This is a genomic window from Vibrio sp. D401a (assembly GCF_030248515.1).
Classification (GTDB): domain Bacteria; phylum Pseudomonadota; class Gammaproteobacteria; order Enterobacterales; family Vibrionaceae; genus Vibrio; species Vibrio rotiferianus.
This window is the reverse complement of record NZ_JAHGAI010000001.1, coordinates 443008-469970: the sequence shown is the minus strand read 5'-3', so window position 1 is coordinate 469970 and position 26963 is coordinate 443008. Positions and strand designations below refer to the sequence as shown.

Genomic DNA, 26963 nt, shown 5'->3' with positions numbered 1-26963 from the left:
AAATATTTCATCTCTAACATCGCCCTCAGTTTCAACAACAGACCAAATAAACGAACTGAAAGGTCCACGGAGAAAATTATGATGAACCAAGCTACTTCTACAGCAGCACCAATCTCGAGCACGACTCGCTGGTTACGCTGGGCTAACTTGGCATTCATGTTGTATCTGCTTCTTCTAGCAGTATCTATGGTTGGTAGCGGCTTCAAATGGGCGACTGGCGATCAAGCTAAAGTACTCTTTGAATTTGCGTCTCACCCAGTCGCAGGTCTAATGATCGGTTTGGTGGCTACGGCACTGATCCAGTCTTCAAGTACCGTAACTTCTATTATTGTAGGCTTGGTTGCAGGCGGTCTACCTGTAGAAACCGCTATCCCTATGGTAATGGGTGCAAACATCGGTACAACCGTAACAAACACTCTTGTTTCGCTTGGCCACGTACGTTGTAAAGAAGAATTCAAACGTGCATTCGCTAGTGCAACAATCCACGATTTCTTCAACCTACTTGCTGTACTGATCTTCCTACCATTGGAAATGATGTTCGGCATCCTAGAGAAAATTTCTCACTGGTTGGTATCACCGCTACTAAACACTGGTGATATGAGCATGAAAGGCTTTGACTTCATCAAGCCAATCACTAAACCAGTAGTAAGCGCAATCAAAGAGCCGCTAGCAACGTTTGGCGACACTATGGGTGGCGTAGCGCTAATCGCTCTAGGTATCGCTACTATCTTCGTAGCTATCACTGTTATGGGTAAGCTAATGAAGAGCCTAATGGTTGGTCGTGCACGTGACATCCTTAAGAACGCAATCGGTCGTGGTCCTATCCATGGTATCGTATCGGGCTCTGTAGTAACTGTTCTTGTTCAGTCTTCTTCTACGACAACAAGTCTAATGGTTCCACTAGTTGGCTCAGGTGTTCTAAAAGTACGTGACATCTACCCGTTCACTCTAGGTGCAAACATCGGTACATGTATCACGGCTCTACTAGCAGCAACAGCTGTATCTGGTGAGTTCGCAGTATTCGCACTACAAATTGCACTAGTACACCTAACGTTCAACATTCTGGCGACACTGTTCATCTTCGGTATCCCGTTCCTACGTGAGATTCCAGTGAAATGTGCAGAAGTGATTTCAGAAATGGCTATTAAGAACAAAGCGGTTGTAGCAGGTTACCTACTAGCAGTATTCATCGTGCTACCAGGCTCTATCCTTGCTCTGACAGCATAATAGTAAGATTACCATCGCTTATTTTAGGCTCCACTTCGGTGGGGCCTTTTTTCGTTTTGGGGAAGCGAACTTGTTTTGTCTTTCTAGGAACAACTCCGGTCAACGCCTTTAAAATCCAAACGGCTTTCATTCGATTCCTAAAGCAAGGCGCTCTCAATTTGTTAATCATCCAGAAAGCTGCGGTAAAAGAGATTCCCGACTACACTCCTTTGTCACTTTCGGGAATGTCACCGTTTGAGTTCAGAATGATTAAACGTCATCCTCAAGAGCGAGGTACGAGCTAATTGGGGATCTTTTATTCCCTCTCACGTCTCGGAGCGAAGCGTTCCTTACGACAAAGTCCGCTCCCTAGCCTCGTAGCGAAACTTTCTCAAGCTCTTAATCCCAGAGTAAACTGAGACTACGGTCATTCAATGCTTGAGGGAATGACACCGTTTGACTTCAGAGTGATTGCACGTCATCCCCAAGAGCGAGGCTCGAGCGAGTTGGGGATCTTTTATTTCCTCTCACATCCCTGCACTGACGCCCTCATACCTCAAAGCGTAAGCGTTCCACAGGACGAAGCGTTCCCTCCTATTCCCACCCTTCGGGCATAAAAAAACCGCCCATAAAGGCGGCTTAGAAAGCTCAATATACTCGTTAAACTGAGAACGGGTACTGAATTGGATCGTGATGCTCGTAACCTTCTACCCAGAAATCATCTAGGGTTACCCATGTTTCTAAATCTTCTAGAGATTTGATTTCTGGGTTGATGTGGAAGGTCGCTGCTTTTAGTGGCTCACGCTTCAACTGAATATCACACATTGGTGCAAGCTGATCTTCGTAGATGTGTGCGTTAACAATCTTATGGTAAGCCTGACCAGGTTTCTTACCTGTAATTTGCGCCATGATTGCCAAGAACACATACACTTGAACCATGTTGAAATTCAGACCTAGCGGAACGTCACAAGAGCGCTGCGTGCTGTTTAGGTACAGCGTGTCACCTAACAGTGAGAAGTGGTGGCTGTACATACATGGACGCAAACACCCCATATGGAACTCACCCGGGTTGTAGAAGTTTAGGATTTCACCACGGTCATCAACACCGCGCGTCAAATCATCCACAATCTTACGCAACTGGTCGATATGACCGCCATCTGGCTTCGCCCATGAACGACCTTGAACGCCGTATACGCGTCCCATGTCGTCTTCGCCCTTACGGAATGGGTTGTTCAACCATGCTTCATTTAGGTTTGCGTTCGCATCCCATGTTTTCGTACCTAGCTTACGGAAATCTTCAGCGTTGTCGTAGCCACGGATGTAACCAAGTAGTTCAGCAACCGCTGCTTTCCAAAAGCTCTTACGCGTTGTCACTAATGGGAATTGGTTGTTAGCAACATCGTAGGTCAAGTCTGCGTTGATCACCGTTAGGCAGCGTTTACCTGTACGTTCGTTTTCAACCCAAGTGCCTTGGTCAACGATACGCTGACACAAATCTAAATACTGTTTCACACCAATTCCTTACTTCGTTTCTGCTTGGACTTTGTCTTGGTAAAGACCACGTTTGTACGCCCAAACCATCATAAGAATACCCAGAATGATCATCGGTGAAGATAGGATTTGTCCCATCGAAACGTAACCACCAAATAGACCAAGCTGTGCATCCGGTTCGCGAACAAACTCGACTAGGAAACGGAATGTACCATACCCAGCTAAAAATAGCCCTGATACTGCACCTAAAGGACGAGGCTTTTTGATAAACCAGTTCAAGATGAAGAACAGTACAATGCCCTCTAAGAACATCTCATAAAGCTGAGATGGGTGGCGAGGCAGTGGACCGCCATTCGGGAAGATGATAGCCCATGGCACATCCGTTACACGCCCCCAAAGTTCGCTGTTCATGAAATTACCCATGCGTCCCATACCAAGACCAAATGGTACTAGCGGCGCAACAAAATCAGCGACACCAAAGAAAGTACGGCCGTTTTTACGCGCGTACCAGAACATTGCTGTGATAACACCTAACAGACCACCATGGAACGACATGCCGCCAGTCCAGACTTTAAATAGGTACAACGGATCGGCTAAGAATAAGTCGAAGTTGTAGAAAATTACGTAGCCAACACGACCACCAATGACGACCCCAAGGAACCCCGCAAACAACAAGTCAGAAACTTGCTCACGCGTCCAACCACTACCCGGCTTATCTGCACGACGATTTGCTAGCCATAGTGCGAACATGAAGCCGACTAAGTACATCAAACCATACCAACGAACAGAAACAGGACCAATAGAGATTAAAACCGGATCAATATTGGGAAATTCAAAGTATCCCTGAGACATAAATCATTCTCTTCTTATTACTAGTAAAACAAATATACCCGAGTAACCTAAAGATGCTCGGTTCAGCGGGAATAAATTGGCAATAAACTTACAGCAACATGGTCGCTGCAACAAACATCAAGAATACAGCAAAAATCTTCTTTAAGACTGCCGTAGGAAGGTTAGTCGCCATCTTAGCGCCGACTTTCGTCGTGAGCATCGACGTCATCGCAATCGCAGCTAAAGCTGGCAGATAAACATAGCCAACACTGTAGTCAGGTAACCCTTCTACTTTGTAACCATGTAAGATGAATCCAATCATGCCTGAAATCGCAATCATGCAGCCACACACCGAAGAAGATCCAACGGCTTTGCGCATCTCAATACCATGCTTGTTTAAGAACGGCACAGACAGTGAACCACCACCAATGCCAGCAAGGCTCGATACCACACCAATTCCCGTTCCGTACACCATAGTGACCGGACTGCTCGGCATTGACTTCTCACTTTTCGTCTTAATTGAGCGAAACATCTGAACTGCCAGACACAACACGATCACACCAAATACTTTTGGCAGATAGTGTGTCGGAATCCACTCGGCAATATTGGCTCCAACAAAGCCGCCGACAACCACACCAGGCATCAGCCATTTGACAACGAACATATCGACGTTGCCCAGCTTAAGATGGTTAAGTGCAGAGGAGCCCGATGTGACAATGATGCTTGCCAATGACGTTGCTAACGCCACATGCATGCTCATTTCAGGAGAAATTCCAGCAAGAGGAAGAAGATAAAGTAGCGCAGGTACGACAATTAGCCCACCTCCGATACCAAGAAGCCCCGCCATCACACCAACAAAAGCGCCCAACGCGAGCAATATTATAAATAAAGAGATGGTCACTGTTACCTACTTCTTACCTGCACGAATAAAGCCTGCAAAGCCTTGTTGAATAAAGAAATCATGCATCATTTGATGAATTTCTTGCCCGTAAGAGCATGACATGGCTTTCTCGACGAGTTTTTCTAATTCTTTTTGTTGGCTATGGCGAATCAAATATTTCACCTTCGCTACGTTCGAGGTGTTCATACTCAAACTGTTATAGCCCAAGCCCAACAGGAGCAGTGCACCAAATGGGTCACCAGCTAGCTCACCACAAATGCAAACCGGGACTTGATATTGGTGGCAAACATCATGAATTTGCTTTAACGCTAACAACACCGCTGGATGCATGGATTCATAGACATCTGCAACACGAGAATTGTTCCGGTCCACCGCCAACAAATATTGTGTTAAATCGTTAGTACCAACCGAAACGAAGTCGACGCGGTGCGCAATTGCCGGCAGCAAGTACACCATAGAAGGCACTTCTATCATCACCCCAACCTTCGGAGCTTGAATGCGATCATCAAGTAACACCACCTCACTGTAGGCTTGATTAATCAAGGTAATCGCATCATCGAACTCTTTGATACCAGATATCATTGGCAACAAAATGCTTAAATTACCACTATCAGCACTGGCTCTGAGCATCGCCCGTAGTTGGATCAGAAAAATATCAGGGTGATCTAAAGTAAAGCGAATGCCACGCCAACCTAAAAACGGATTATCTTCATCAATCGGCAGGTACGGTAATGGCTTATCACCACCGATATCCAATGTACGCATTACGACGCGTTGATTTGGGTAGCTATTGAGAATCGCTTGGTACTGATGATACTGCTCATCTTCTGAAGGAAAGTGATGCTGAAGTAAAAAAGCGATTTCGGTTCGATATAAACCAACGCCATCGACACCGGAGTTAATGGCAATATTGCTATCTGCACTTAAACCCGCATTGAGCATCACTTCAATATGATAATCATCTTGGGTAATTGCCGGGAGTGAGAGATCTTTGTTCACCATAGCGAACAATTCAGATTCTTCACTGACTAAACTACGATACTCGCGTAACAACTGTCGATTAGGTTCAAGGTAAATCTCCCCTGAATACCCATCAACAATCCCTTGCTTACCGTTTACCTCTTGGGGATTAACATTTGCTCCCATGATGGCTGGCACGCCCAGTGCGCGAGATAGAATCGCAGCATGAGAGTTTGCCGCGCCCTCAAGAGAAACCACAGCAAGTAAATGCTGCTTTGGTATTGATGCAAGTAACGTCGCCGTTAGCTCATTGGCAACCAAAATCACTGGGCGGTCGATTGAGGCATGTTCTTGTTCACTGTTATGCAGGAAGTACAGCAAGCGCTGCCCTAACTCACGAATGTCTTGTGCGCGCTCACGCAGGTAAACATCTGACATACGAGCAAAACGATTTGAGTAAGTTTCTACCACTTGGCGTAACGCCCAGTCAGCTCGGTCACCTTTCTCGATCTGCTTCTTCAGATCACCACGTAGCATTGGGTCGTTGAGTAAGTGTGTAAAAAGGTCGAAAATCGCCAAAGCATCTTTGTTGATTTCACTGTCGAACTTCTTCCGCATACGACGAAAATCGCTGAGCGCCCTTTCCACTGCAACCGCAAGCAACTCATGTTCACGTTCTTTATCTAACGCTGAGGCAGGAAAAACATCGCTTAAATTGGGCTGAGTATCATCAAACCAGAACTCACCTATCGCAACCCCCGTTGAGGCAGGTAAGCCTTTCATCACTGTGGGTGTTGAGGCTAATTGCCAATGACCAAGGCTTTGAGCATGTGCGATCAACACAGCAAGCTGCGCTGACAAAGTGACCAGAAAAGATTCTTCCATCTCACTAAACAAACGTGGCTCTTTTTGCTGAATCACCAACACGCCAAGTACTTGTTTGCGATGAATAATCGGAGTACCAAGGAAGGAGTGGTATACCTGCTCGCCTAATTGGGGGAAGAATTTGAAGTCAGGGTGAGTGGAGGCTTCGGCTAAATTTAGCGGTTCAGCGCTGCGCTTAACTAAGCCAACTAAACCTTCATTGAAGTTGATATGGATGCTATCACCTTCAAAAATAAGGCCTTGAGTTGCCATCAACTCAAGGCGCTGCATTTCTTGGTTAGCAAGATAGATAGTACAACACTCAGTGCATAGGGCTGCACAAGTCTCTTTTACCAGAATGTCGAGTGCAAGATGGAGATCATCGACTCTGGAGACTTTTTCAACTATTTCCCTTAGCTGACTGAGCATAATAATCCTCTATCTACGTTGCTTTTTTCTTTTCCCTTTCGTCTTTCGCTCTCGAAAAGGCATGGCTAAAGATGCAAACTCTTTCATTGCTCGGCGGTATACGTCTCGCTTGAAAGAAACAACTTGCCTAACTGGATACCAATAACTTACCCAGCGCCAACCATCAAATTCAGGGGATTTTCCACGCTGCATATTGATGTGCGACTCATCGCAATCCAATCGCAGCAGAAACCATTTCTGTTTTTGGCCGATACAAACAGGCTTGGAGTCCCATCGCACCAATCGCTTTGGTAGTTTATATCTTAACCAATGACGACTTGTTGCGATGATCTTAACGTCTTTTTTCGTCAGACCGACTTCTTCATATAACTCCCTGAACATCGCTTGTTCAGGTGTTTCACCTTCGTCAATCCCACCTTGTGGAAATTGCCATGAGTGTTGCCCGTATCGTTTAGCCCAGAATACCTGACCATGGTTATTACAGATCACAATACCAACGTTCAGTCGGTAACCATCGCCATCTATCACCGGCTAACCTCTATGAATAATTTTTTATTACCGTGATTTTTCCACATATCCCCATTACTAGCAAACTTACTGATGTGATATGAGCAAGATTTATTACCTTTGAACCATTTTTGGATATCTTTTGAGCAACCATTACTTTATCAACACAGGATTGAGACATAGCCCACATTTATTCACCTTTTCTGTGAATAACTTTGTGAAGAAAACAAGATCAATAAAGTTTTTTGCTCAAAACCATCACAAACAAGATTATTCACAAAAAAGAAAGGCAAGCATAAGGCATTAATTTTTAAGACAAATAAATAGGAATAGCTTAATTAACAATCTAACTTTTATTGATGATCTTTTCACCAAACTCAGATCGGTCAAAGATCGCTCAATTGGCAATTTATCCACATTAGACAGGTAGGACTTCATGATATCTCAATAAAATCAAGTCACACTCATCGCTTAAACCCCTGTTTATTCATCCAGCCCAAGCAAAGATCCTATTGGTCACTTCCTAATCTGTGGATAAGTTATGAATTGATCATTCTTAATCCAGCTCGATGAAATCTTCGACAGAGGATTTTATTCAAATTTGTTAGACTAGGCGTTTTCCAATACCACTTTGTCATTATGAAACCAGAACCACAATCCGAAGCTGAACTGATGGAACGTGCGCAAGAGATTGCGGGATTAAGCTTTGCTGAACTCGCAGAAGAAGCTGGTATGCCCGTTCCTGAAAACTTGAAACGCGATAAAGGTTGGGTCGGTCAATTACTAGAATGGCATTTGGGTGCACCCGCAGGTAGTAAGCCGCAACAAGATTTCGCCAAACTAGGGATCGAGTTAAAGAGCATACCGATCAGCTACTCTGGCAAACCATTAGAAACGACCTTTGTCTCTGTCGCACCATTGACTGGTGTGCAAGGTTTAACATGGGAAACGAGCCACGTGCGCAACAAGCTCTCCCGCGTGCTTTGGGTTCCGGTTGAGGGCGAGCGCGAGATTCCGTTGGCTGAGCGCCGCGTCGGGAGCCCGTTGATTTGGTCACCGGATGAAGAAGAAGAGTTGACCCTGAAAAACGATTGGGAAGAGTTAATGGAGTTGATCGTACTGGGCAAGTTTGATCAAATTTCCGCCAGACACGGCGAAGCGCTTCATCTACGTCCTAAAGCCGCAAATGCCAAAGCACTTACTGAAGCATACAGTTCAAACGGCAAGCCGATAAAAACCCTGCCTCGTGGCTTCTATCTCAGAACACAGTTTACTGAGCAGATCCTACTGAAGCATTATATTAACCTTCAATCAGAGTGACTAGGGTCTGTTGATCTTTTGCGGTTAAATTTTGTTCGAGATAGAATCGTTTTAGGCGCGGCAAGAAGTATGTAGCTTAGTCATTCTAAGTAAATGCTTCTTAACAAAGCATAAAACGATTCTAGCCGAACCCTTCGGGCAGCCTTTGTGGTTCATTTCTACAGCGTTATCGGCTCCTCATGTAGGCTAGCTACACTTCAAAGCCTCTGCCTTGTAGAAATTTCCCACAAAATGCTGCAAAAATCAGCTCAAAAGATCAACAGACCCTAATGCGTTACCAGTGACAATTCAATATCACAGTATGAGGCTGCGCCATCGCTACCACATTCATCGTACGCGTTGTGCAGTCTCAAGTAAGCTTTATCAATCCCTAACCTAAGCAGCTCCTCTTTCACCAAGTCTAACGATCCAAAATGAATCGGATCTTCGCCATCTTTTATAGGCTCGAGTTGGTGTTTGTACTCCACTGCTAATAGATAGTCAGAGACATCAGAACAACCTATCACAAAGACCTTCGGTGTTTTATAAGAGTCCTTGTGGTGGCCATGCAACCACATGTCGAGTTGATGCTTCTGCATAATGCACCTCCTTCACAAGATCCTTTAAGTCTAGTTAGCGTATTGATAAGTTTCGAGTTAACTATAAAGCGAAAACTAAATCATTTGCGACCACGACTAAAAATCCCCTATATTGGAATAACTTATTCAGTCGGTAACTCTTCAAGGATGTGAAATGCAATATACGAAACTACCGCACTCATCACTCGAGATCAGTAAGATCTGCCTTGGCACTATGACGTTTGGTGAGCAAAATACCGAACAAGAAGCGTTTCAGCAGCTCGACTTTGCCCTCGATCATGGGGTGAACTTTATCGATACAGCAGAGATGTATCCCGTTCCACCAAAGGCAGAGACACAAGGACTCACTGAGCAATACATTGGTAATTGGTTAGCGAAAAGTGGCAAGCGAGAGAAAGTGGTATTGGCAACGAAGGTCGCAGGCCCACGTAGCGTCCCGTACATTCGTGAGAACATGAGCCTTAACCGCCGCCATATTCATACCGCTATCGATGACAGCTTAAAGCGCCTGCAAACCGATTATGTCGACCTGTACCAATTGCACTGGCCACAGCGCCAAACCAACTGCTTTGGTCAACTCAACTACCCCTACCCAGATAAGCAAGAAGAAGTCACGCTGATCGAAACCCTTGAAGCGCTGACCGAACTAGTTAAAGCAGGTAAGGTACGTTACATCGGTGTATCGAATGAAACCCCATGGGGTGTGATGTCACTGCTGCGTTTAGCAGAAAAACACGATCTGCCGAGGATAGTTTCAATCCAAAACCCATATAACTTATTGAACCGTAGCTTTGAAGTTGGCTTGTCTGAAATCAGTCATTACGAAGGCGTTCAGCTACTTGCATACTCACCACTGGCGTTTGGCTGCTTGAGCGGTAAATACCTAAACGGAGCGAAACCTGAAGGCGCACGTTGCACGGTTTGGGAGCGCTTTGCTCGCTACTTCACCCCGCAAGGCATAAAAGCCACCGAAGCATACGTCAACCTAGCTCGTGACCACGGTTTAGATCCCTCACAAATGGCACTGGCGTTTGTGAACCAGCGTCCGTTTGTTGGCTCGAACATCATTGGCGCAACTAACCTAGAGCAGCTTAAATCAAACATTGACAGTATCGATGTTCATTTAAGTGAAGAGTTACTCAATGACATCCAAGCGATTGGCACTACTTACTCGAACCCGTGCCCATAGCGTTTCATTTCCCAATAGACCAAAAACAAAAGAGGCTGACCACATGGTCAGCCTCTTTTGTTTGTATTAAGCCCAAATTGAATCAAATGTACTAGAGAGTTCAATCTGGGCTTTGAATTACGTCGGTATTCGCGATGTTAAGACACGACGAAGGTGACGAACTTGGCGCTCAACTTTGACTGCATCAGGAATGCAAGTTTGAGTTGAACGACCTTCTTTATCTAAACCAATATCCCTGAGCAAGTGTTCGTTGGTCCAAGGGATATTGTGAGAGCTACGACGAACCATACTCTGCCATTGCTTTTCTTCACGTTTTAGATCCGCTTTTAGCAACACTGTAGCGAGTTTTAGATAGATAGAGTGACGCATAATTTTTCTCCAAATTACGAAAAATGATCGACTGGGAAAAATAGTGCATTCTTTAACAGAAAGATTCTGTTGATACTAAGCCGCTACTTTTCCGCAGCCTAGTGAAATAGATAGGTTACGGATTAATTATATCCAATGAGCCAGTGGTATCCTTTATGATCGCATCAAAGGTTGAGCGAACAGAAGGCATACGATCAGCGCAAGCAGTAGTGTTAACAACGTAATGTTTCATCTTGCGCCTCCTAGCTAAAAATTAATCCGTGATTGATGTGGTATAACTCTTTGAGTTACGGCTAAATTGTAAGCAACACAGGATATTATTCAAACAATTTTTGTCCTTTCTATTAAAAACAAATCAATAACCTAAAATTGGGTTTCATATGGTTTTTCGAATAACATATTCACCTGTGGAATATATAAAGCTTCGAGTTTTATAAATAACTGCATTCAAAGTACAAAAAAGGAGCGACAATACGCTCCTCTTTTCCTTTGACACCTAGTAACTTAAAGCACCTGCTCTGATATCAAATTATGTTTGTTTAGCAAACGATACATGGTTGCTCGAGATACACCTAGCTCTTTCGCCGCGTTCGATACTTGCCCTGAATGAGATTCGAGAACCACTAATAACGCATCACGCTCACTCTTTTCACGAATTGACTTTAAGCTTCTCTTTGCATCATTTCGTTGAGGCAAGTCGAGGTGATGTTCTTCGATAATGACACTGTCCGACATTAACACCGCACGCTTAATCTGGTTCATTAGTTCTCGAACATTACCTGGCCAAAAGTAACGCGTCAGAGATTTAAGTGCATCTTCAGAAAAGCCCTTCGCTTGAGAGTTATACTCTTTAGAAAACTCTTGCAGATAATAACGAGCCAGTAGGCCTATATCGCTAGCACGCTCTTTAAGGCTCGGTACATTGATACGTAGCACATTAATGTAATGGTATAGTTCTTCATTAAAATCACCATCAATCAACGCCTTTTCCACATCTGATGAGTTAGCGGCAAGAACTCGAACATTCACTGTTTTTAAGCCATCTCGGGTCTCAATTGTGCCTTCTTGCAAAAATCGCAACAGGTTCATTTGCTGCTCTTTTGAGATAGTTAAAATGTCGTTGAACAAAACAGTACCGCCATCAGCCTGTTCCATAATACTTGGCTCAGTCACATCTTCATCGCTAGCCCCAAAGACTTCCGCTTGAAAACGCTGTTCATTCAACGCACGGCAATTTACTGACAAAAATGGTTTGTGTGCTCGAGAAGAGACTTTATGGATAGCACGCGCTACCGCTTCTTTACCAGTACCGCTTTCACCATAGATAAGGATACTCACATCCGTTGGACCAATACGTTTCACTTGATCACGTAGACGCTTCATAGGGATTGATTCACCCACCAGCCCCATATCTAAGCTGTTACCAAAGCTTGGCCACACTTTCTTCTCTAGCTTGAGCATACCAAGCTGGTGACCAATGGTACTTAGTAACTGCGCATCTGGAATTGGCGCAGTAAAAAAGTCGATACAAAAGTTCACAATGAACTGGCAAATGGTATCGGTACCGAGTTGTGACTCACGAATGAAAGCTAACCAACGAACATGTTTGTGAGAACTCACTAAGTTTGCTAAGCCGTTGAGGCTAAACTCATCGTGACTTAAATCTACAATACCTATGCAGGGGCCAATGTCCTCAAGGAGCGTATTCGCCTTACGCAGGTCACCCACTTGGTGACACTTCCATCCGACTTGTTCTAATACTGATAACCAAGGTTCGTAAGTACCGCCAACTACTACCAGCGACCCCGGAATGGAATCCATCTTAAACTGCCCAGCCATTCTTTAACCCTTAAATTCTGTTAATAGAAAATTCGCTCCACAAACCAAACTTTGCGAACTGGTAACATTATCGAGACTATCACCCGATTAGTCTGTCTCAATATTAAGACTATGCAACAGATTGCGATTTGGCGAATAATTTCTCTATTAAATTACTCGTCATCAAATTCAAATGGTTGAATAACGTCAAATTTCGAACATAAAAAAACCACCCGAAGGTGGTTTTTTGATCATCCTGCCAAATTACGCTTGTGGGCGCATTGCTGGGAATAGGATTACGTCACGGATTGTGTGCGTGTTAGTCAGCAGCATAACTAGGCGGTCGATACCGATACCTTGACCTGCTGTTGGTGGCAAGCCGTGCTCTAGTGCAGTGATGTAGTCTGCATCGTAGAACATTGCTTCATCATCACCAGACTCTTTCGCTTCAACCTGTGCTTTGAAACGCGCATCTTGGTCTTCTGCATCGTTAAGCTCAGAGAAGCCGTTTGCTACTTCGCGACCACCAATGAAGAACTCAAAGCGGTCTGTGAAGAATGGGTTGTCATCGCTACGGCGAGCCAGAGGAGAGATATCTGCTGGGTAACCAGTGATGAACGTAGGCTGCATTAGCTTAGGTTCTGCAGTTTCACCGAAGATTTCTTCAAGAAGCTGACCACATGTCCAGAAAGATTCTACTTCAACGTGAACAGATTTCGCGATAGAAACCATTAGGTCACGGTTTTGAATGTCTTCTTCTGTTAGCGCTTGGATTTGCGCATGGTCTGGGTTGTAGTGCTTGATTGCTTCGAACATGCTCATACGAGTGTAAGTGCCACCAAACTCAACCGTGTCATCACCGTAAGGCATTGACGTTGAACCTAGAACTTCTAGAGCTACTGAGCTTAGTAGTTCTTCAGTTAGGTCCATCAGATCTTTGTAGTCCGCGTACGCCATGTAGAATTCCATCATTGTGAATTCTGGGTTGTGACGTGGAGAAAGACCTTCGTTACGGAAGTTACGGTTGATTTCGAATACGCGATCAAAACCGCCAACCACTAGACGTTTCAGGTATAGCTCAGGTGCGATACGCAGGTACATTGGCATGTCTAGTGCGTTGTGGTGTGTGATGAATGGACGCGCACTCGCACCACCAGGGATAACGTGCATCATTGGCGTTTCAACTTCCATGAACTGCTTAGAGATCATGAAGTTACGGATTGCAGACATCACTTTAGAACGTACTACGAACGCTTGACGAGACTCTTCGTTAACGATTAGGTCAACGTAACGTTGACGGTAACGCATCTCTTGGTCAGTTAGGCCGTGGAACTTCTCTGGTAGTGGACGCAGTGCTTTAGTTAGCAACTCGTACTCTTCCATGTTCACGTATAGATCGCCTTTACCAGATTTATGTAGTGCGCCTTTAACACCGATGATGTCACCGATATCTAGACCTTGGTACTGGTCTTTAAGTACTTTTTGTACCGCTTTATCAGCATAAGCTTGGATACGGCCAGAAGTTTCTTGAATTACTAAGAATGGACCACGCTTAGCCATGATACGGCCAGCGATTGCAACTACGTGGTTAAGCTCTTCTAGCTCTTCCTTCGACTTTTCACCGAACTCTTTTTGAAGGTCGCCCGCTAGTGCGTCACGACGGAAGTCGTTTGGGTGGCCATTTGCTTTGCAGCTCTTTCGGATTTCATCCAGTTTAGCGCGGCGTTCAGCAATTAGCTTGTTTTCTTCTTGTACAGTTTCGTTTTGAACAGCATCAGTCATTTTCGATGTATCCTGTTTTTGTCGGTGAAAAGCTTTATAGGCCTGATTTCAGGCTAGCTTCAATAAATTTGTCCAGATCGCCATCAAGAACCGCTTGAGTATTACGGTTTTCAACGCCCGTACGGAGGTCTTTAATGCGTGAGTCATCCAATACGTAAGAACGGATCTGGCTACCCCAGCCAATGTCAGACTTAGCGTCTTCATTAGCTTGTTTTTCCGCGTTTTGCTTCTGCAATTCAAGCTCAAATAGCTTTGCTCGAAGCTGTTTCATTGCCTGATCTTTGTTCTTGTGTTGAGAACGGTCATTCTGACACTGAACCACAGTGTTCGTTGGCACGTGCGTAATACGGACCGCAGATTCTGTGGTGTTTACGTGCTGACCACCTGCGCCTGATGCACGGTAAACGTCAATGCGTAGGTCAGATGGGTTAATGTCGATAGCAATATTTTCATCAATCTCTGGGTAGATAAACGCAGAAGCAAATGATGTATGACGACGGCCGCCTGAATCGAATGGCGATTTACGTACTAAGCGGTGAACACCAGTTTCCGTACGTAGCCAACCGTAAGCGTACTCACCAGAGATTCTTACAGTCGCGCCCTTAAGACCAGCAACCTCACCTTCAGATACTTCAATTACCTCAGCTTTAAAGCCTTTTGCTTCAGCCCAGCGTAGGTACATGCGTAGCATCATGTTGGTCCAGTCTTGTGCCTCAGTACCACCTGAGCCTGCTTGCAAGTCAATGTAGCAATCAGAGCTATCGTGGTCGCCAGAGAACATACGACGGAATTCCAGCTGTTCTAGCTTTTCTTCAAGTTCTGCAAGTTCTGGTTCGATTTCATCAAACGTTTCTTGATCTTCTTCTTCAACAGCAAGTTCTAGAAGCCCTTCAACGTCTTCTACACCTTGCTCTAGTTGATCAATAGTTTCAACAACCGCTTCAAGAGATGAACGTTCTTTGCCTAATGCTTGCGCACGTTCTGGCTCGTTCCATACATCCGGTTGTTCTAGTTCTGCGTTGACTTCTTCTAGACGCTCTTTCTTAGCGTCATAGTCAAAGATACCCCCTCAGGACATTCGTGCGCTCAGACACGTCCTGAAGACGGTTTTTAATTGGATTGATTTCAAACATGTTTGCTCAACATTTTAGAATAGAATTTAACCGAGAAATTCTACTCAAAAATGTGACGGAGATACAGGAAAATTTCGGTTGGGAAATCAGATTGCAATTAGAGAGAGCACGGTCATAAAATTTTGATGCCACTTAAAGGCGACCGTACTCTATAGTAGGCGAAAAACGAGGATTTACTTGGCTTCGATATAATCAACCATCAACTGAAGTGATTGATTACCTCTAAATTCATTCACATCCAACTTATACGCAAGGCGTACTGTTTTTACTGATGCATCCGGCCAACGACGTAAATCAATATTGAAGGCAATACCGTCGATCATTACGTTGGTTGGGTGGCCTTTATAAAGCGGTTCTAACATCAACTTAAGATGTTTCTCACCCACCAGTTTCTGGTGCAGAACTTTGAACTCACCATCAAAGATAGGTTCAGGAAACGCTTGACCAAACGGACCACCCGCACGAAGTTGCTCAGCGACATGCATCGAAAATTCTTCCGGTTTCAACTCACCATCAGATAGGATCACACCTTTCAACGCCGCTTCATCCAACTCTTTTTTAACCACTTCATCAAACAAACGGCTAAAACGCTCGAAGTCTTGCTCTTTGATGGTTAAGCCCGCCGCCATCGCGTGACCACCAAATTTGATGATCAAGCCAGGGTTTTGCGTATCGATAAAGTCCAACGCATCACGCATGTGCAGCCCAGGAATTGAACGGCAAGAGCCTTTGATCGTTCCTTCCCCTCCATCCGCGAACGCAATAACAGGACGGTGGTACTTCTCTTTTATTCGCGAAGCAAGAATACCTATCACACCTTGGTGCCAGTCTCTTTGAAACAAGGCTAAGCCATAAGGGAGTTCGGTGTTTTCGCCAAACTGAAGACGCTCACAAAAAGCCATCGCTTCCTGCTTCATGCCTTCTTCAATCTCTTTACGGGTTTGGTTGAGGCCATCCAACTCACTCGCCATGCGGCGTGCAGCATGGATGTTGTTACACATCAGCAGTTCAACACCGAAAGACATGTCATCAAGGCGACCTGCGGCGTTAATGCGTGGACCTAAAGCAAAACCAAAATCTGATGCGACTAAACGACGCGCATCGCGTTTCGCCACTTCTATCAAGGCTTGAATACCCGGACGCGCTTTACCTGCACGAATACGCTGTAAGCCTTGGTGAACAAGAATGCGGTTGTTTTCATCTAGTGGCACGACGTCTGCCACAGTACCAAGGGCAACCAAATCGATCAGCTCCATCAACTTAGGCTCTTGCATGCCTTGCTGCGCAAACCAATTTTGTTTGCGCATGTATACACACAGCGCCATCATCAGATAGAAAGCCACTCCCACCCCTGCCAACGCTTTCGATGGGAAAGCACAGCTGTCTAGGTTTGGGTTCACCATGGCATCGACGTCTGGGAGCACTTGCCCCGGTAAGTGGTGGTCAGTCACCAGCACGGTAATGCCATTTTCTTTTGCGTAACGAACACCTTCAATCGACGACACGCCATTATCAACTGTCATAATCATTTCAGCACCAAGCTCTAACGCTTGATCCACCACTTCCGGACTCAATCCATAACCATCTTCAAAGCGGTTTGGCACCAAGTAATCGACGTTATTGCTGCCAAGCATACGTAGTGCAAGTACCGACAACGCTGAGCTGGTCGCGCCATCGGCATCAAAATCACCCACAACGATAATCCGCTTTTGCTCATTGATCGCTTGGAAAAGCAGTTCAACCGCTTTATCTATACCGCCAAGCTGTTGGTAAGAATGCAAACCACGTGCAGAGGTTTCTAACTGTGCGATATCCGTGATACCACGGTTGAGATAGATACGCTTAAGAATAGAAGGAATGGAATCGGGAAGAAGAGAAAGGTCCGGTTCGGGACGTCGTTGAATTTCTATCATGTTTGAAAAGAGCCAGCGTTGCATGCTGGCTCTGCTCCTTAAAGGATTATTGTTGCTCTAGACGTTTTAGTAATTCTGCCGGTGGAAGGTAACCACCAACTAGCTCACCGTTTGGCAGGAAGATAGCAGGAGTACCGGAAATACCAAGTTCACGGCCTAGGTTGTAATGTGCCTGGATGGTTTCTTTACACTGTTTAAGATCTTTAACTGGATTGTCAAAAGTGCGTTCTACTTTTGCATTGTGCATAGCCGTTTGAGGATCTTCTGCACACCAGATAGTCGCCATCTGTTCAGCAACAGGACCTGTTGCGCCTTGGCGAGGATACGCCATGTAACGAACAGTAATGCCTAAGTCGTTGTAACCTTGCATCTGGCTGTGTAGACGCACACAGTAGCCACACGTGATGTCAGTAAATACCGTCACCACATACTTCTCATTGTCTGCTTTGTATTCGATCACGCTATCAGAGAACTTTGCAATTTTCTCGGCATTTAACGGCGCTTGACGCTCAGCAATCACGTCTTTGTAGCCACCATTGTTATCGATGGCATAAAGTGTACCAGCAATAAAATGGCTACCGTCGTTAGATGCGAACAGCACACCACCATTCGTTTGAATTTCTAATAATCCAGCAACATCCGATGGTTGGATATCAAGAATAGATACACCCAATTTAGAGAACTTGGCTTTAAGTGCAGCCTCATCAAAGTTCTGTTTTGCCGCCGGCGCGACTTGTTGTGCAGGAGTTTCCATTTTTTCCTGACTTTCTTCAGCACCACAAGCGGTAACAAAAAACGGTAAAGTCAGCAGAGTTAGTCGGCGTAATACGCTCATTAAATTCACCTTAAAATAAAATCGTTTCATCCAACGAGACAATACATCATTATGCTCTTGGGTGGTGTTGACTGTGGATTTGCTTCAATCGCTCAGTCGCCACGTGAGTATAAATTTGCGTCGTCGATAAGTCACTATGCCCCAACAGCATCTGTACGACCCTGAGATCTGCGCCATAGTTCAATAAATGCGTCGCAAAAGCATGGCGCAGTACGTGTGGCGACAATTGGTCGGTATCAATACCCGCTATTACAGCGTAGTACTTAATACGGTGCCAAAAGGTCTGACGGGTCATTTGTCTGGCTCGTTTACTAGGAAAAACCACATCAGAGGTAGTCTCCCCCAATAGAGCAGACCGGCCTTGTTGAATAAAAGTTTCAATCCAATCGACCGCATTTTCCCCCATAGGAACAAGGCGTTCCTTACCACCCTTACCAGTGACGCGCACTACGCCTTGGCGCAAGCTGACATTTTCCATGGTCAAACTAACCAACTCTGTCACACGTAAACCTGTCGCATAAAGAAGTTCGAGCATGGCTTTATCACGCAATTCAACCGGATCATTCGGATCCGGCGCCTCAAGCAGTGCGTCAACTTGCTCTTCGCTGATGTCTTTCGGCAGACGTTGCGGCAGCTTTGGGCTCACCAACAGCGCACTCGGATCATCACCGCGCACTTTCTCGCGATGAATGTATTGAAACAACCGACGAATCGCTGACAACATCCGCGCGCGCGATGTCTGCTTGTAATCTAAATCAACAAGGTAACTTTGGTACTCTTGTAAACCAGACAGGCTGATAAAATCAAGACGGTAGCTATGTTGCTCCATCCACGCGAGCAGTTTCATTAAATCATTTCGGTAGGAAGCCAGCGTGTTCTCCGACAGGCCACGCTCCATCCACATCGCATCTAAGAATTGCTCAACAAGACCAAAATCTTGTTGATTGACAGGCTGTTGTGCCGTCATGAATGCTTCCTTATCTGTTTTTATTTACAGTATTGAGAGTAAGGCAACTGTCCAACCAATACCATAAAAAAATCATCTAGCCCGGGATAATCGCTGCAATCTTCCCCGTTTTATGGTTAGAATCTGCCACAACAGCAATACAAAAAACGACGAATATAATGAAAATCGGACTCTTTTACGGCTCAACCACCTGCTACACCGAAATGGCAGCAGAAAAAATTCGCAACATCATTGGTGAAGACCTTGTCGACATTCACAACGTGAAAGAGACACCGCTATCACTGATGGCAGACTACGATTTACTGCTGATTGGTATCTCCACTTGGGACTTCGGTGAAATCCAAGAAGACTGGAGTGCGATCTGGGAAGATATTGCAACCACACCTCTTAAAGGCAAAGTCGTTGCGTTATTCGGTTTGGGTGACCAAGAAGGCTATGGCGAGTGGTACCTTGATGCGATGGGCCTACTGCATGATGAGCTCAAAGCTACAGGCGCGCAGTTCATCGGTTACTGGCCAAACGAAGGCTATGAGTTCGAAGCATCAAAAGCACTAACAGAAGATAGTAGCCAATTTGTGGGCTTAGCACTGGATGAAGATTCTCAATACGAACTCAGTGATGAACGCATCGAGAAATGGTGTGAGCAAGTATTGGTGGAGTTTCACGACACGCTATAGGCCAGCACTTGCTAAACAACAGAAAAACAAAAAGCCCGGCGAATCACTTCACCGGGCTTTTTTCTATTTTGCTAGTCAGCAATTATGCCGCTTCTTCAGTCAACTCAGGTTGTGAAGACTTAGCAATAAAGAACATGCAAACAATCGCTGCAAATGTTGGTAGAACCCAACCCATGCCCACTTCAAATAGTGGCAGCATGTTGAATGCAGATACGTCTAGACCCGCTACTTTCGCTGCATCAATCAATGCAAACAGCAGTGATACTAGCAGTACAGCGCGGTAAGCCACTCGTGGGTTTGGTAGCTTGTTACGCACAAATGTTAGCGCAACCAATGCAACCGCTACTGGGTATAGCGCGAACAGCACAGGGACTGACAATGAGATTAGCTGTGACAGACCAACGTTTGCAATCAGTGCACAAGCGGCGCCGTTAATGATAACCCACTGCTTGTAAGTCAGTTTCGTCTTAGAGCTGAAGAAGTCAGAACATGCAGAGATAAGGCCAATCGCCGTCGTCAAACATGCCAAAAGTACGATGATTGAAAGCACAACCTGACCGTAAGGACCAAATAGCGCCTGAACGTATTGGCTCAGTACTGCACCACCGTTGTCCGCACCTGCTGCGATAGTTGAACTCGTCGCACCTAGGTAGAACAATGAGATGTAAACGAACGCCAGACCTGCAGCGGCAATACAGCCAGCACAGATTAGGTATTTCGTTGTTGCCGCACGCTCAGTGATACCTTTGCTACGAAGCGCATCCACCATTAGCATACCGAACATCAACGATGCGAACGTATCCATGGTGTTGTAACCTTCAAGGAAGCCCTTAGTCAGTGGCTGAGTCAAGTACTCGCCGTGTGCGCCCATCATTTCACCTTGCGGATCAACGAACACCGCAATCGCAAGAACGATAAGACCAAGGAATAGAACTGGCGTTAGTACTTTACCAATCAAGTCAATCAAGCGACCTTGGAACCAAGCGAAGATCATTGCTACCGCGAAGAACAAGATTGAGAATGACGTTAGATGCGCTTGAGAGGCATCTAGGAAGAATGGTTTCACCGCCATCTCGTAGGCTACTAGACCTGTACGAGGTGCAGCAAATGCAGGACCGATGATGATGAAGATCAACGCCGCCATCAGAACTGCTGCTTTTTTAGGAAGATCTTGAGTCAAGTGATCCCAAGAGCCGCCTGCCACAGCAATAGCAACGATAGTAATAAGAGGTAGACCTACCGCTGTTAGCAAGAAACCGAACATTGCTGGCATCAAGTGATCACCCGCTAGCTGACCCGCTAGTGGTGGAAAAATGATGTTGCCGGCACCCAAAAAGAACGCAAATAGCATAAAGCCTACTGCGATAATATCTGTTAGTTTTAACGTCTGCTTCACAGATAACCCTTTTTCTCTAATTGATGAATGTTGTGTATGCATCGACCACTTTTTTGTATACCCAAAGTTAATGAGTACCTGTGGTTCAATCTATAAATTTCCGCCGCATAATGACGAAGTACCCATCATTTGGCAACCTTTAAGAAAAAAACACCATATTAATTTAGTTAAAGGATTAAAAAGCAGTGGATACCACTACCCTGAAATAAAGAGCTAGATATTTATCTCGATCAAATTGAAATACAATTTAATAACCAACGAGATAACAATCTATACAATTAAGAAACAACAGAGAGATTAACTCTAATATTGAGTAAAAATAAAACAATCATGAAGAGTGAAAAATTTCAGACTAAGGACTTCAAGTTCAAGCAATTTTCCATTCACGGTGGCGAAAGTGGCATGCCTGTCAGTACCGATGGTGTGATGCTTGGTGCTTGGGCAAATTGCACACCACAGAATAAAATTTTGGACGTCGGCACGGGCACAGGTTTGCTGGCCTTAATGTGCGCGCAGCGATTTCCTTCAGCGCAAATCACCGCCCTTGATATTGAAATCACAGCGATCGAAGCGGCAAAACAAAACTTCGCTCAATCACCATGGTCAGACAGACTCAGTCTTCACCACAGCGATGTATTGCAGTTTGAACCTGAGCATCGTTTTGAACGCATTATCTGTAACCCACCCTACTTCAACAATGGTGAGCAATCGAAACAAAGCCAGCGCGCAACCGCCAGGCACACAGATACCTTGCAGCACAGCGCATTACTCAACCGATGTCATGAACTGCTGACTGAGGAAGGGACAGCCAATTTCGTCCTGCCGATTACCGAAGGCGAGCAATTTATTACTATGGCGCTGCAACAGGGGTGGCACTTGTCACGTCTGTGCCGCGTGCAACCATCACAGAAAAAGCCCGTGCACCGTTTACTGTTTGAATTAGCCAAACAAGCTTGTGATACTCAAGAAACGCATTTGATCATCCACTCGAGCGAGGGCTACAGCGACGACTTTATCCAGCTAACTCGCGAGTTTTACCTTAAGATGTGAAATAACATGTGATCCTTGTCACCAATCACTTTATAATGTGCGACCTTTTTATATTCTATGCTGCTGTGGCGAACCATTAACCAAGCTTTGCTTGTGGAGAACTCATTGTGATCAGAACCTTTGCTGAACTTGATCTAGACCAAAACCTACTTGAAGCCATTGATGAGATGGGCTACGAACGCCCAACTAAAATTCAGGCCGAAGCGATTCCACAAGCGTTAGATGGTCGTGACATTCTAGCGTCAGCACCAACTGGTACGGGTAAAACGGCAGCGTTCGTCCTGCCAGCACTGCAATACCTGCAAGATTTCCCACGTCGTAAACCTGGACCTGCACGTATTCTGATCCTAACGCCAACTCGTGAACTTGCGATGCAGGTAGCGGATCAAGCGCGTGCACTGGCGAAAAACACCAAGCTAAACATCTTCACCATCACAGGTGGCGTTCAATACCAAGAACACGCAGACATCCTAGCAACCACACAAGACATCGTAGTAGCAACACCAGGTCGTCTACGTGAATACATCGACGCAGAACGTTTTGACTGTCGTGCAATTGAATGGCTAATCCTTGATGAAGCAGACCGCATGCTAGACATGGGCTTTGCGCCAACGGTTGACCGTCTGTCTAACGAATGTCGCTGGCGTAAACAAACCCTTCTGTTCTCAGCAACACTAGAAGGCAAAGGCGTAGAAGGTTTCACAGCAGACCTACTGAACGAACCAGCAGAGATCGACGCGAAGTCCCCACTGCGTGAGCGTAAGAAGATTGCACAGTGGTACCACCGTGCTGATGACGCAGAGCATAAGCTTGCCCTACTAAAACACATCATTACAGAGCAAGCAGAACGCACTATCGTGTTTTTGAAGACTCGTGAGCGTTTAGCAGAGCTTCGTGCACAACTAGAGAGCGCACAGATTCCATGTTCTTGGATTCAAGGTGAAATGCCTCAAGATCGTCGTAACAACGCAATCTCTCGCTTCCGTGAAGGCACAGTTAACGTACTACTAGCGACAGACGTAGCGGCGCGTGGTATCGACCTTCCAGACGTATCACACGTAATCAACTACGATATGCCGCGCACGGCTGACGTATATCTTCACCGTATCGGCCGTACGGCTCGTGCAGGTAAGAAAGGTAACGCTATCTCAATCGTAGAAGCACACGACCAACCAATGATGGATCGCGTTGCTCGTTACGTAAAAGAAGACATCAAAGAGCGTTTCGTGAAAGAGATGCGCCCTAAACACAAAAAACCTGTGTTCAAGAAGAAAAAGAAAAAAGACGACAAGAAGAAAGTAGCGAAAAAGAAAACCGCTAAGAAGAAGTAATCACGTCTGATTAATTCCAAATCTAAAAGAGCCGCAATCGCGGCTCTTTTTGTTTTTCATCTATAACTGATGAGCTGGAAGCGTTTTGTCTTCATAGGCATCCGCGAAGCCATGGTTACGGTCACGGTGCCCCGCTTCATCTTCTCGAATCCGCAAAATCACATCTCTTAGCATCGCATCAGCAGGCAGCTTATAGTAATCAACCGCCAGAGTCGGAGCTGGTACGTTCTCCACTTCCCCACTATCAATTTTCTCTAGGTACTCTGTGTAGCTATTACATGCTTCTTCTTCGAAGTAGCCCACAACACGGTGAGCGATTTTAGAAGACAGTAGATAGATGAAGCTATACACAAGAATAAACACGCCTTGCCCAAGCAGCACGAGCAAACGCTCAATCAAACTCGGCTTGGCAATGTCGAGGAAAATCATCAGGTGCATGCGCTCGTTCTCGGCCTCGTCGAGGAGTTCTCGGATCCAGCCTTCATCATCTTTCATTCGACGTAGCGCTTTGAGGTGGTTGAACATGCCCGCAACCATACCGGGCACAGCTGCGATCGTTTCGAGAATCACCGCTCGCTTTGCGTATTTCTTACCGTAGAAGATGTTCAGAGTGAATTTCAGCAACTTGGTAATACGCAGTGCAACGTACTCTGATAACTTAGAGGCTTTTTTGTGTGTGAGCTTGAAGTCTGACATAGGAGAACTCCTTTATTTTTAAAGTTGCATTTAAAATACAACTTTAATTCTTCTTACTCAACTATTTTTTAAGAACTAAAATTTTTATGTAATAAATGAAATTAAGATCAGTGTTCGCTGAAATAAAAAAAGCCGGATAACTATCCGGCTTTTCGTTTGAATTGTTTAGCTGAGCTGAAACTTAACTTCGCTCAATCAGTTTTGCTCTTCTCGTTTAAACACTAAGTCTGTTGGCGTCGACTCTTCTTCAACAAAGTAGTAACCCGCGACATCAAACTTAGTTAAGTCCGCAACGCTTTCAATGCGATTTTCAATAATGTAGCGAGCCATCATGCCGCGCGCTTTCTTCGCGTAAAAGCTGATCACCTTGTATTGACCATTCTTACAATCTTTGAAGATTGGTGTGATCACTTGTGCATCTAAGTTCTTTGGCTTCACCGCTTTGAAGTATTCGTTCGATGCTAGGTTGATCAGTACGTTGTCGCCTTGCGCAGCAATCGCTTCATTCAGCTTATCGGTAATGACATTGCCCCAGAACTGGTAAAGGTTAGTGCCCTTTTCGTTCGCTAGCTTAGTGCCCATCTCAAGACGGTATGGCTGCATCAAATCAAGCGGCTTAAGCAGACCGTAAAGGCCAGACAGCATTCGTAGATGATCTTGCGCGTAATCGAAATCGGCATCTGAAAGAGTTTCCGCTTCAAGACCAGTGTACACATCACCTTTAAACGCAAGAATCGCTTGGCGCGCGTTGTCGGTAGTGAAGGTTTCACTCCACTCTTGGAAGCGACCAACGTTCAAATCAGCGATTTTGTCGCTCACTTTCATCAGTGATGACACATCGGCAGGTGTTAATTTACGGCATACCTCGATCAGCTCTTTTGAATAGCTAACCAAGTCTGGCTGAGTAAACTTCTCGGTAGCGAGTGGTGATTCGTAATCAAGCGTTTTAGCTGGAGAAACTACGATGAGCATGACTTTAACTTCCCTAATTTTTGTTTCCCATTAGGGTACAAAAAAAGCCATGCATTGTCTGCATGGCTTTTTGAATCGTGTTGATAGCTTTCAACAATGATTAGCTATCGACTTAGTCTTCTTTCTTGGCGTTGTACCAAATGCCGTCTTCTAGTTGCGACTTCAGCTCAGGGAAGTCATTTGCATCAAACGTTGGTACTTTACCTTCGTCTAGCTGACGGTTGTAGTCTTTCGCCAGCTTAATCACAATGCCTGATAACAACAGAATCGCTACTAAGTTCACAATTGCCATCAAGCCCATGGATACGTCGGCAAGTGACCAAACCACAGGTAGAGATGCTAGCGCACCGAACATCACCATACCTAACACGATAATACGGAAGATACCTAGGCCCGCTTTGTGGTTGTGCTCTAGGAAAATTAGGTTGGTTTCAGCATATGAATAGTTAGCAATGATCGAAGTAAACGCAAAGAAGAAGATTGCTACCGCAACAAAAATGCTGCCCCAATCACCAACTTGTGAGCTCAATGCACGCTGAGTTAACTCGATACCCGTTACTTCAGTTGCTTGGCCTACGTACTCACCCGACATAAGGATGATAGCGACTGTCGCCGAACAGATAACGATCGTATCCATGAACACGCCGAGCATCTGTACATAACCTTGAGATGCTGGGTGTGGCGGGTAAGGCGTTGCAGATGCAGCCGCGTTTGGCGCAGAACCCATACCTGCTTCGTTCGAGAATAGACCACGTTTGATACCGTTGATCATCGCCTGAGCGATTGCATAACCAAGACCACCTGCAGCGGCTTCTTGTAGGCCAAATGCGCTCTTAAAGATCAGCATTAGCACGTCTGGTAGTTTCTCTAGGTTAGAGAACATGACAAACAGAGCTAGCAATAGGTACGCAAGAGCCATAACTGGAACAATCAGTTCAGCTACTTTCGCGATACGTTTGATACCACCGAAGATAACCACAGCAGACAGAGCAACAACTGCGATACCTACGTATAGATCATCCCAACCAAATGCTGTGCTCATTGCATTTGCAATTGAGTTTGCTTGAACGGCGTTGAATACCAAACCAAAAGCGATGATCAGGAAAACCGAGAACAATACGCCCATCCAGCGCATGCCCAAGCCTTTTTCCATGTAGTAAGCAGGACCACCGCGGTAGTTGCCATCATCATCTTTGGTTTTGTATAGCTGTGCTAGCGTGCTTTCTGCAAACGACGTCGCCATACCAAGCATTGCAATCAACCACATCCAGAAGATTGCACCAGGGCCACCCGCAGTCAATGCAACTGCAACACCCGCCATGTTACCTGTACCTACACGTGCAGCAAGACTAGTACAAAGCGCTTGGAAAGAAGAAATACCAGCTTTGTCTGCTTTACGGCTGTTCTTCAGAACAGAGAACATGTGGCCGAAGTGACGGAATTGGATGAAACCCAATCGAACAGTGAAGTAGATTCCTACACCTACAAGAAGATAAACCAGAATCGAGCCCCAAAGGAGATCGTTCATCAAATTGATTAAGTCTGTCATGTGTACCTCAAAGTGAGTTGCGCCAGTTTATGCTTCCAAGCCTTCCACTAGATTGCTTGCTAAGTGTCAAAGTCTGCTTAGCTTTTGGAGTAGTGTTTATGCGCAATCTAGAATCGTAAATATCGCTTCATGCTTCCATTTTACGTACTAGCGTAATTTTTGACGGGCGGATAATGCAGCCTCAAACCTCAAAAATCAA

Annotated in this window: 23 protein-coding genes; 6 read left to right on the top strand and 17 right to left on the bottom strand. The window is 45.3% G+C overall.

Annotated elements, in window-relative coordinates; translation table 11 throughout:
- Positions 1 to 78: 78 nt before the first annotated feature.
- Positions 79 to 1227: a Na/Pi symporter gene (locus KIV41_RS02140; protein WP_252041603.1), complete on the top strand. Its 1149-nt coding sequence runs from the start codon at positions 79 to 81 to the stop codon at positions 1225 to 1227.
- Positions 1228 to 1866: 639 nt separating this feature from the next.
- Here the strand turns inward: KIV41_RS02140 and KIV41_RS02135 are convergent.
- The 5 genes from KIV41_RS02135 to rppH all read right to left on the bottom strand — a co-directional run bounded on the left by KIV41_RS02135 (position 1867) and on the right by rppH (position 7210).
- Positions 1867 to 2718 carry a thymidylate synthase gene (locus KIV41_RS02135; RefSeq protein WP_252041602.1) on the bottom strand — a complete coding sequence of 284 codons (852 nt, stop codon included), beginning with the start codon at positions 2716 to 2718 and terminating at the stop codon, positions 1867 to 1869.
- Positions 2719 to 2727: 9 nt separating this feature from the next.
- Positions 2728 to 3549: a prolipoprotein diacylglyceryl transferase gene (lgt, locus tag KIV41_RS02130; protein WP_010445993.1), complete on the bottom strand. Its 822-nt coding sequence runs from the start codon at positions 3547 to 3549 to the stop codon at positions 2728 to 2730.
- Between the two features lie 88 nt (positions 3550 to 3637).
- Positions 3638 to 4429, bottom strand: a complete 792-nt coding sequence (locus tag KIV41_RS02125; RefSeq protein ID WP_010445991.1) for a sulfite exporter TauE/SafE family protein — start codon at positions 4427 to 4429, stop codon at positions 3638 to 3640.
- Between the two features lie 6 nt (positions 4430 to 4435).
- Positions 4436 to 6682, bottom strand: a complete 2247-nt coding sequence (gene ptsP, locus KIV41_RS02120) for a phosphoenolpyruvate--protein phosphotransferase (RefSeq protein ID WP_038884912.1) — start codon at positions 6680 to 6682, stop codon at positions 4436 to 4438.
- Between the two features lie 9 nt (positions 6683 to 6691).
- Positions 6692 to 7210: an RNA pyrophosphohydrolase gene (gene rppH / locus KIV41_RS02115; RefSeq protein WP_010445987.1), complete on the bottom strand. Its 519-nt coding sequence runs from the start codon at positions 7208 to 7210 to the stop codon at positions 6692 to 6694.
- 618 nt (positions 7211 to 7828) lie between these two features.
- Between rppH and mutH the strand changes: the two genes are divergently transcribed.
- The gene (mutH, locus tag KIV41_RS02110; protein WP_282065124.1) at positions 7829 to 8509 is read left to right on the top strand and encodes a DNA mismatch repair endonuclease MutH; all 681 of its coding nucleotides are present in this window, start codon (positions 7829 to 7831) and stop codon (positions 8507 to 8509) included.
- A gap of 266 nt (positions 8510 to 8775) precedes the next feature.
- On the opposite strand, the gene KIV41_RS02105 is transcribed toward mutH, so the two are convergent.
- On the bottom strand, positions 8776 to 9087 hold the full coding sequence (locus KIV41_RS02105) for a DUF6482 family protein (protein WP_010445983.1): 312 nt from the start codon (positions 9085 to 9087) through the stop codon (positions 8776 to 8778).
- A gap of 154 nt (positions 9088 to 9241) precedes the next feature.
- Between KIV41_RS02105 and KIV41_RS02100 the strand changes: the two genes are divergently transcribed.
- On the top strand, positions 9242 to 10276 hold the full coding sequence (locus KIV41_RS02100) for an NADP(H)-dependent aldo-keto reductase (protein WP_038884913.1): 1035 nt from the start codon (positions 9242 to 9244) through the stop codon (positions 10274 to 10276).
- Positions 10277 to 10393: 117 nt separating this feature from the next.
- On the opposite strand, the gene KIV41_RS02095 is transcribed toward KIV41_RS02100, so the two are convergent.
- From KIV41_RS02095 to xerD, 7 genes are all read right to left on the bottom strand, one after another.
- On the bottom strand, positions 10394 to 10645 hold the full coding sequence (locus KIV41_RS02095; RefSeq protein WP_010445979.1) for a hypothetical protein: 252 nt from the start codon (positions 10643 to 10645) through the stop codon (positions 10394 to 10396).
- A gap of 504 nt (positions 10646 to 11149) precedes the next feature.
- Entirely contained in the window at positions 11150 to 12484 is a 1335-nt protein-coding gene (vpsR, locus tag KIV41_RS02090) for a cyclic-di-GMP-binding transcriptional regulator VpsR (protein WP_138954127.1), read from the bottom strand.
- 243 nt (positions 12485 to 12727) lie between these two features.
- Positions 12728 to 14245 (bottom strand): lysine--tRNA ligase, encoded by a 1518-nt coding sequence (gene lysS, locus KIV41_RS02085; protein WP_285335587.1) that lies wholly within the window; start codon positions 14243 to 14245, stop codon positions 12728 to 12730.
- A 34-nt stretch (positions 14246 to 14279) separates the two neighbouring features.
- Positions 14280 to 15378, bottom strand: a protein-coding gene (gene prfB / locus KIV41_RS02080) for a peptide chain release factor 2 (RefSeq protein WP_100085109.1) whose coding sequence is annotated in 2 segments (ribosomal slippage) — positions 14280 to 15302 and positions 15304 to 15378 — 1098 coding nt in all. Because the reading frame shifts where the segments join, the coding sequence is not laid out codon by codon here.
- Positions 15379 to 15551: 173 nt separating this feature from the next.
- The gene (recJ, locus tag KIV41_RS02075) at positions 15552 to 17291 is read right to left on the bottom strand and encodes a single-stranded-DNA-specific exonuclease RecJ (RefSeq protein WP_010445971.1); all 1740 of its coding nucleotides are present in this window, start codon (positions 17289 to 17291) and stop codon (positions 15552 to 15554) included.
- A gap of 46 nt (positions 17292 to 17337) precedes the next feature.
- Positions 17338 to 18126 carry a bifunctional protein-disulfide isomerase/oxidoreductase DsbC gene (gene dsbC, locus KIV41_RS02070; protein ID WP_010445969.1) on the bottom strand — a complete coding sequence of 263 codons (789 nt, stop codon included), beginning with the start codon at positions 18124 to 18126 and terminating at the stop codon, positions 17338 to 17340.
- A gap of 49 nt (positions 18127 to 18175) precedes the next feature.
- Positions 18176 to 19093 carry a site-specific tyrosine recombinase XerD gene (xerD, locus tag KIV41_RS02065; RefSeq protein ID WP_010445967.1) on the bottom strand — a complete coding sequence of 306 codons (918 nt, stop codon included), beginning with the start codon at positions 19091 to 19093 and terminating at the stop codon, positions 18176 to 18178.
- Positions 19094 to 19251: 158 nt separating this feature from the next.
- Here xerD and fldB point away from each other — a divergent pair, with 158 nt between their 5' ends.
- Positions 19252 to 19770, top strand: coding sequence for a flavodoxin FldB (gene fldB / locus KIV41_RS02060; protein ID WP_005534155.1), 519 nt, complete (start codon positions 19252 to 19254; stop codon positions 19768 to 19770).
- A gap of 82 nt (positions 19771 to 19852) precedes the next feature.
- Here fldB and brnQ read toward each other — a convergent pair whose 3' ends face one another.
- Positions 19853 to 21166, bottom strand: coding sequence for a branched-chain amino acid transport system II carrier protein (gene brnQ / locus KIV41_RS02055; RefSeq protein ID WP_010445961.1), 1314 nt, complete (start codon positions 21164 to 21166; stop codon positions 19853 to 19855).
- Positions 21167 to 21496: 330 nt separating this feature from the next.
- Between brnQ and KIV41_RS02050 the strand changes: the two genes are divergently transcribed.
- Entirely contained in the window at positions 21497 to 22216 is a 720-nt protein-coding gene (locus KIV41_RS02050; protein ID WP_285335585.1) for a tRNA1(Val) (adenine(37)-N6)-methyltransferase, read from the top strand.
- A gap of 107 nt (positions 22217 to 22323) precedes the next feature.
- Entirely contained in the window at positions 22324 to 23547 is a 1224-nt protein-coding gene (gene srmB / locus KIV41_RS02045) for an ATP-dependent RNA helicase SrmB (RefSeq protein ID WP_005447883.1), read from the top strand.
- Between the two features lie 60 nt (positions 23548 to 23607).
- Here srmB and KIV41_RS02040 read toward each other — a convergent pair whose 3' ends face one another.
- The 3 genes from KIV41_RS02040 to KIV41_RS02030 form a co-directional block, all read right to left on the bottom strand.
- On the bottom strand, positions 23608 to 24243 hold the full coding sequence (locus KIV41_RS02040; protein WP_010646572.1) for an alternative oxidase: 636 nt from the start codon (positions 24241 to 24243) through the stop codon (positions 23608 to 23610).
- 195 nt (positions 24244 to 24438) lie between these two features.
- Positions 24439 to 25215 carry a peroxide stress protein YaaA gene (gene yaaA, locus KIV41_RS02035; RefSeq protein WP_010646571.1) on the bottom strand — a complete coding sequence of 259 codons (777 nt, stop codon included), beginning with the start codon at positions 25213 to 25215 and terminating at the stop codon, positions 24439 to 24441.
- A 112-nt stretch (positions 25216 to 25327) separates the two neighbouring features.
- Entirely contained in the window at positions 25328 to 26764 is a 1437-nt protein-coding gene (locus KIV41_RS02030) for a sodium:alanine symporter family protein (protein ID WP_010445952.1), read from the bottom strand.
- Positions 26765 to 26963 lie beyond the last annotated feature (199 nt).